The following is a 6,108-nucleotide window of genomic DNA, read 5'->3' as shown; positions in this document are numbered from 1 at the left end:
CGATGCCGACAAAATGGCTAGTATAGGTCATGAGGTCTTGTCTCCCTTATACGCGAGCGCTCGGCTCTCTCAACGGTTCGACGAAGCCTCGTAATGCGCAGAGGGTTTTGCTTTTTTTCGAACGAAAAGTTCAGGCCCGCAAGGACCAACCGCTCTGCTCATCGTCTCGACGGTGTTGCAACCACCTTCAAGACAAACAAGGCCGGAACATCATAACGATGGTCCGGCCTTTAATGTATAAGGCCCGCGTGAGGGTGTCACGCGGGCCTTTATTTGTTTCGCAGTCTTCAGGCTTTCCCGCAGGCGGGACAGAGCCTTGCCGTTGTCGCAACCGCTTTCACGGCCGCAATCATTCGGGAGCTGAGGTCTGCAGGGCAAGGGCGTGCAGAACACCACCCATATTGCCCTTCAGTGCGTCATAGACCATCTGGTGCTGCTGCACGCGGGTCTTGCCCTTGAACGCATCCGCAACGACTTCCGCCGCGTAGTGGTCGCCGTCACCGGCCAGATCGCGGATCGTGACCTTTGCCCCGGGAATTCCCGCCTTAATCATGTCTTCAATGTCGCCGGGTTTCATGGGCATGGTGTTTCTCCTTAATTCATTCTGCGGCGATCAAAGTTTCGCCGTCCATGAATTGAGGGAACCACGATTCATAGGCCAAGTGCAATTCTTTAATCTCGACAGCCCGCGCCGTGCCCAGCTTTACGGTGGAACCACCGGTAACGCCAATTACCGGGCAGGAAACACCGGCTGCCTTGGCTGCCGTCTGCACCTCGTCGAAATCGGACTTCTTCACGGTCAGGACGTAACGGCCCTGATCTTCGCCATAGAAGGTGAGGACCGGATTATGGCCTTCAACCGCATCGATCGTTGCGCCGATGCCGGATGAAATCGCCATTTCGGCAACCGCTAGGGCTAGACCACCCGAGGAGCAATCGTGAACGGCGGTGGCAAGGCCATCGGTGATGAGGCCACGGACGAAATCGCCGTTCTTCTTCTCTGCAGCCAGATCGACATGCGGCGCCGGACCATCGGTGCGGCCGTGAACGTCACGCATATAGACTGACTGGGCAATGTGGGTGCCGAGGCCGGCAGGTGCGCCGACCAAGAGTACCACCTCGTCGGCAGCCGCGAAACGGATGCGCGCCATGCGGCCCCAGTCCTTCAGCAGGCCAACGCCGCCGATGGTGGGGGTGGGCAGGATCGCCTGGCCATTGGTCTCGTTGTAGAGCGAGACGTTGCCGGAAACGATCGGGAATTCCAGCACGCGGCAGGCTTCGCCGATGCCCTTGATGGCATGAACGAGCTGGCTCATGATCTCGGGCTTTTCCGGATTGCCGAAATTCAGGTTGTCTGTTGCCGCCAACGGCAGAGCACCAGTCGCGGTGATGTTGCGCCAGCATTCGGCGACCGCCTGCTTGCCGCCTTCAAAGGGATCGGCCTCGACATAACGCGGGGTCACGTCGGAGGAGAAAGCGAGGGCCTTCTTGTCATGGCCTTCAACGCGGACAACGCCGGCATCGCCGCCGGGAAGCTGCAGGGAGTTGCCCTGGATCAGCGTGTCATACTGTTCATAGACCCAGCGGCGCGAGGAATTATTGGCCGAACCGACCAGCGACACCAGCGCATCGGCAATATCGGCTGCAGGGACGTCGTTTTCCGAAAGCGCTGCGGGCACCTTGGCGGGCGTCCACGGGCGGTCATATTCGGGGGCCTCGTCGCCGAGCTCCTTGATCGGCAGGTTGGCGACTTCTTCGCCATCGTGGAGTACGCGGAAGCGCAGGTCGTCGGTGGTCTTGCCGACGATGGCGAAGTCCAGACCCCATTTAACGAAGATTGCCTTGGCGACTTCTTCCTTGGAGGGTTCGAGAACCATGAGCATGCGCTCCTGGCTTTCCGACAGCATCATTTCGTAAGCCGTCATGCGCTCTTCGCGCACCGGTACGGCGTTAAGGTCGAGTTCGATGCCGAGATCGCCCTTGGCGCCCATTTCGACAGCCGAGCAGGTGAGGCCGGCGGCACCCATGTCCTGAATGGCGATGACCGCGCCGGTCTTCATCAGCTCAAGGCAGGCTTCCAGCAGGCACTTTTCGGTGAAGGGGTCGCCGACCTGAACGGTCGGGCGCTTTTCTTCGATGGATTCGTCGAATTCGGCCGAGGCCATGGTCGCGCCACCAACGCCGTCGCGGCCAGTCTTCGCGCCGAGATAAACCACCGGCAGGCCGACGCCCTTGGCTTCCGAGAGGAAGATCGCATTGGATTTGGCAAGACCGGCTGCGAAAGCGTTGACGAGGATGTTGCCGTTATAACGCGGATCGAATTCCACTTCGCCGCCAACCGTCGGCACGCCGAAGGAATTGCCGTAACCGCCGACACCGGCCACGACGCCGGCCACGAGGTGGCGGGTCTTCGGGTGGTCAGGCGCGCCGAAACGCAGCGCGTTCATGGCCGCGATCGGGCGGGCGCCCATGGTGAAGACGTCGCGCAGAATGCCGCCGACGCCGGTTGCCGCACCCTGATAGGGCTCGATATAGGACGGGTGGTTGTGGCTCTCCATCTTGAAGACGACGCAGTCGCCATCGTCAATATCCACCACGCCGGCATTTTCACCGGGGCCCTGGATGACGCGCGGACCTGTTGTCGGCAGGGTCTTCAGCCACTTCTTCGAAGACTTGTAGGAGCAGTGCTCGTTCCACATGGCCGAGAAGATGCCAAGCTCGGTAAAGCTCGGCTCCCGTCCGATCAGGTCGAGGATACGCTGGTATTCGTCGGGCTTCAGCCCGTGGGATGCAACGAGTTCCGGGGTGATCTTGATGGAGTTTGAAATCGACATAGGTCTCACGCGGTTCGAGCCGAGGAAAGTTTCCGGTTCTTTAGCGCAAGAGGCTCATTGGTGCGACAGGAAAATGCGCCGGTTTGCTGGCTAATGGGCGGTTTTTGCCCTTATTCACCTGTTGCGGGCGACGCCTGAACGGCCGCACCCCGCATCATGCCTCGCTTTCATAGCCGGATGAACCGTTGTCGAGCAAATTGCGCAGGATGCCGAAGGCATGTGTCAGTTCCTCACGCGTGGAAGGTCCGGAAAAACTGATGCGGACGCGGTGGAATACCTTTTCCGAGCGGCCTGCCTTGAACTCGTCCTCGTCGTCGATCAGCACGCCTTCCTTCATGGCGGCATTGCGGAAGGTGCCTGACAGCCAGGGTTCGGGCAACCTCAGCCACATGAAGGCGATATCGGGCAGGGAATTGAATTCCAGCCCGGCAAAGATGTGTCTGGCGATCGCCTCGCGCTGATTGATCTCGGCGATGCAATCCTTGCGGATGTCGTGGGCGTCGCCGCTATTGACGAGACGCGCATTCAGTTCTGCCAGCATGAAGGGCAATCCGCCTGTTAACATCGAATGCGAAATCCGTATTCTCGATGAAAACTGCGCCGGACAGGCAACCCAGCCACCCCTGACCCCGGCGGCAACGGATTTCGACAGGCCACCGACAACGAAGGTGAGATCGGGCGCGAATTCCGCGATGAGCGGGATCGCTTCGCGGGTCATGGCACCGTAGAGATTGTCCTCGATGATCCATACGCCGTATCTGCGGGCAATATCCGCGATTGCCCGCCGCCGATCCTCGGGCAGGGTGGCGCAGGTGGGGTTCTGGCCCGCCGACATCAGGAAGATCATCTTCGGATGTTGCTGGGCGCAGACGCGTTCGAAATCATCAGGGACGATACCTTTTTCATCCGCCTCCACCAGCGTCACGCGGCGCCCGGCAAGGGTGGCGCTGCGGCTGATGTGGGAATAGGTGACGGGCTCAAAAACGATGCGGTCACCCGGTGCCGTCATTGCGGTTACCACGCTCATCACCCCGGCATGGGCGCCGAGCGTCGAGACGATGTTTTCCGGTTTCGGCGACCAGCCGTTCTGGGAGAGCCAGCGAGCGCCCGCCATACACCAATTGTCGGGAAAGGTGCGGGTGTAGTTGGAAATTTCGAACGGATGTTCTCTGGCGAGTGCCTCGATATGTCTAGCGACCAGCACGCTCTGGCCGACATCCGGCGCTGCCGTGGTGTTCAGGCGGAATTCGGCGCTGGTGTCGAGAGCGAAGCGCGTGCCGCCGAATGCCGACACGGATGGTTCCTCGGGCGATAATGGCGCAGGGGTCTTGCGCTCATTGACATAAGTGCCGCGGCCGACTTCGCCACTGACGAGGCCGCGTTCATGAATAAGCCCATAGGCCCGGCTGATTGTGCCGATTGTCACGCCGAGATCGTAAGCGAGATTGCGCTGGGGTGGCAATTTCGAACCGGACGGCAAGGTCCCGTCCGAAATCGCGCCTTCGATACTGTCCGCAAGACGGAGGTAAATCGGGCCGTCGCCCTCGGTAATGTCAGGAAGCCAATTTGTCATGGTGACAATTTATGCATTGTATCCGTGCTTAAGTCAATTGTATTTATTGTCTGCATTGAATGAGATCAAACAAACGGAGACAATAGGTGCAATATGCGCAAGATGGATCAATACCTTTCGACAGCGGATACACTCTATCCTGATGGCTACGAACGGGAACGCGTGTTCCGCGATGCCGGCGACATGGTCGCGCCGGCGCCCTTTCCGGCCAAGATCGCCCGCACGCTTATTGGTCGCATGATTGCGGGCATGTTCAATTGGCACCGGAAACGGCAGGGGCGGCTCGCTTTGCGCGAACTGTCCGACGATCTTCTGCATGATATCGGCGTCACGCGGGATGAGGCTCTCAACGAGGCCGCAAAATCGCGGCTTCTCTCCTGGCCCTCCCGGCCGCTTTGATTTTTTGTCGGAGAGCGGTGCCTTCTTTCCCCGGCACCATCAAGCCATTCGGCAGCCCGCCGCGCCACTCCCAACCGGCGCTGGCGGGTTTTTTTATTCGGCCCGCTCTTTAGAGGAGTTCCGTTCTATCAGCAGCCCTTGCCGCCATTGGCCCAGCGCTTGACGTCGGTGGCGATGCGGCCGGAGATGGTGTCGCTCATCACGGGTCCGAAGGCGTCGAGCTTTGCCGGGTTGCCTTCGGCCTGAATCACCAGCATGGGACGCGATTCCGGGCTGTTGCGCGGCACGAGCAGGATGCGCGGGCGGCCCGAGAAAGAATTGAGTTCCGGGGCCAGACGATAGGCCTTGAACGCGGCATCACCCGATTTGAACCAGCAGGCATTGGCGCCAAGCGCGATCCTCTCCATCGTCGGCAATGCTGCGCGGGAGACGGAGGCGACCGGCTGTGGTTTCGGCTGGCAGGCGGCAAGTGCGGCGGCAGCGAGGATCAGTCCGGTGGCTTTGAAGGCATCGTGTCGAAGAATGCGGGGCATCAGGTCATCCAGAAGAGAAGCCGAAACATAGCCGGAAACCGGCATCAAAAAAGGCGGGCTTGAAGCCCGCCCGGTCCATCAGGCTGCGATGACGCCGAGTGCCGAAGCGAAGAGGCCGCGGCCGTCATTACCGCCATGGGCGGCTTCGATGAGGTTTTCCGGATGCGGCATCATGCCGAGAACGTTGCCCTTGGCGTTGATGACGCCGGCAATGTCGTTCAGCGAGCCGTTGGGATTGGTGCCTTCGGCATAACGGAACACCACCTGGCCGTTGCCTTCCACGGACTTCAGCTCATCCGTATCGAGGAAATAGTTGCCGTCATGATGGGCGACGGGGCAGCGCAGGATCTGGCCCTTGTCATAGGCGCGGGTGAATTCGGTGTCGTTATTGGCGACTTCGAGCTTCACTTCACGGCAGACGAATTTTAGCGAGGCGTTGCGCATCAAGGCACCTGGCAGCATGCCGGCTTCGACCAGAATCTGGAAGCCGTTGCAGACGCCAAGAACCTTGACGCCCTGTTCGGCCTTTTCGCGGATGGCCTGCATGACCGGCATGCGGGCGGCGATGGCGCCGCACCGCAGATAATCACCATAGGAGAAGCCGCCGGGAATGACGATCAGGTCGACATCGGGAATATCCGTTTCCGTCTGCCAGATGGTGACGGGCGCCTGACCGGAAATTTTCGTCAGAGCCGCGATCATGTCGCGGTCGCGGTTGAGGCCGGGAAGTTGGACGACAGCGGATTTCATGGGCGCGGTTCCTGCGGCT

6 protein-coding genes are annotated in these 6,108 nt (G+C 60.3%); 1 reads left to right on the top strand and 5 read right to left on the bottom strand.

Going from position 1 to position 6,108, the window contains the following annotated elements; translation table 11 throughout:
- Window positions 1-349: 349 nt before the first annotated feature.
- The 3 genes from O8B93_RS22740 to O8B93_RS22730 form a co-directional block, all read right to left on the bottom strand.
- Window positions 350-583, bottom strand: a complete 234-nt coding sequence (locus O8B93_RS22740; RefSeq protein WP_003516012.1) for a BolA family protein — start codon at window positions 581-583, stop codon at window positions 350-352.
- A 16-nt stretch (window positions 584-599) separates the two neighbouring features.
- Complete coding sequence (purL, locus tag O8B93_RS22735) at window positions 600-2,834, bottom strand: phosphoribosylformylglycinamidine synthase subunit PurL (RefSeq protein WP_269712147.1); 2,235 nt, start codon at window positions 2,832-2,834, stop codon at window positions 600-602.
- Window positions 2,835-2,988: 154 nt separating this feature from the next.
- A complete protein-coding gene (locus tag O8B93_RS22730) occupies window positions 2,989-4,407 on the bottom strand; it encodes an aminotransferase-like domain-containing protein (RefSeq protein ID WP_269712146.1) in 1,419 nt (472 codons plus the stop codon).
- Window positions 4,408-4,500: 93 nt separating this feature from the next.
- Here O8B93_RS22730 and O8B93_RS22725 point away from each other — a divergent pair, with 93 nt between their 5' ends.
- Window positions 4,501-4,806, top strand: coding sequence for a DUF1127 domain-containing protein (locus O8B93_RS22725; protein ID WP_269712145.1), 306 nt, complete (start codon window positions 4,501-4,503; stop codon window positions 4,804-4,806).
- 128 nt (window positions 4,807-4,934) lie between these two features.
- Here the strand turns inward: O8B93_RS22725 and O8B93_RS22720 are convergent, their stop codons facing one another.
- On the bottom strand, window positions 4,935-5,339 hold the full coding sequence (locus O8B93_RS22720) for a hypothetical protein (protein ID WP_269712144.1): 405 nt from the start codon (window positions 5,337-5,339) through the stop codon (window positions 4,935-4,937).
- Window positions 5,340-5,417: 78 nt separating this feature from the next.
- The gene (gene purQ / locus O8B93_RS22715; protein ID WP_080824853.1) at window positions 5,418-6,089 is read right to left on the bottom strand and encodes a phosphoribosylformylglycinamidine synthase subunit PurQ; all 672 of its coding nucleotides are present in this window, start codon (window positions 6,087-6,089) and stop codon (window positions 5,418-5,420) included.
- Window positions 6,090-6,108 lie beyond the last annotated feature (19 nt).

Source organism: Martinezella rhizogenes (genome assembly GCF_027460065.1).
In the GTDB taxonomy this organism is placed as follows: Bacteria; Pseudomonadota; Alphaproteobacteria; order Rhizobiales; family Rhizobiaceae; genus Agrobacterium; species Agrobacterium rhizogenes_C.
Note: the sequence above shows the minus strand (reverse complement) of the source record. Positions and strands in the feature narration are given on the sequence as shown.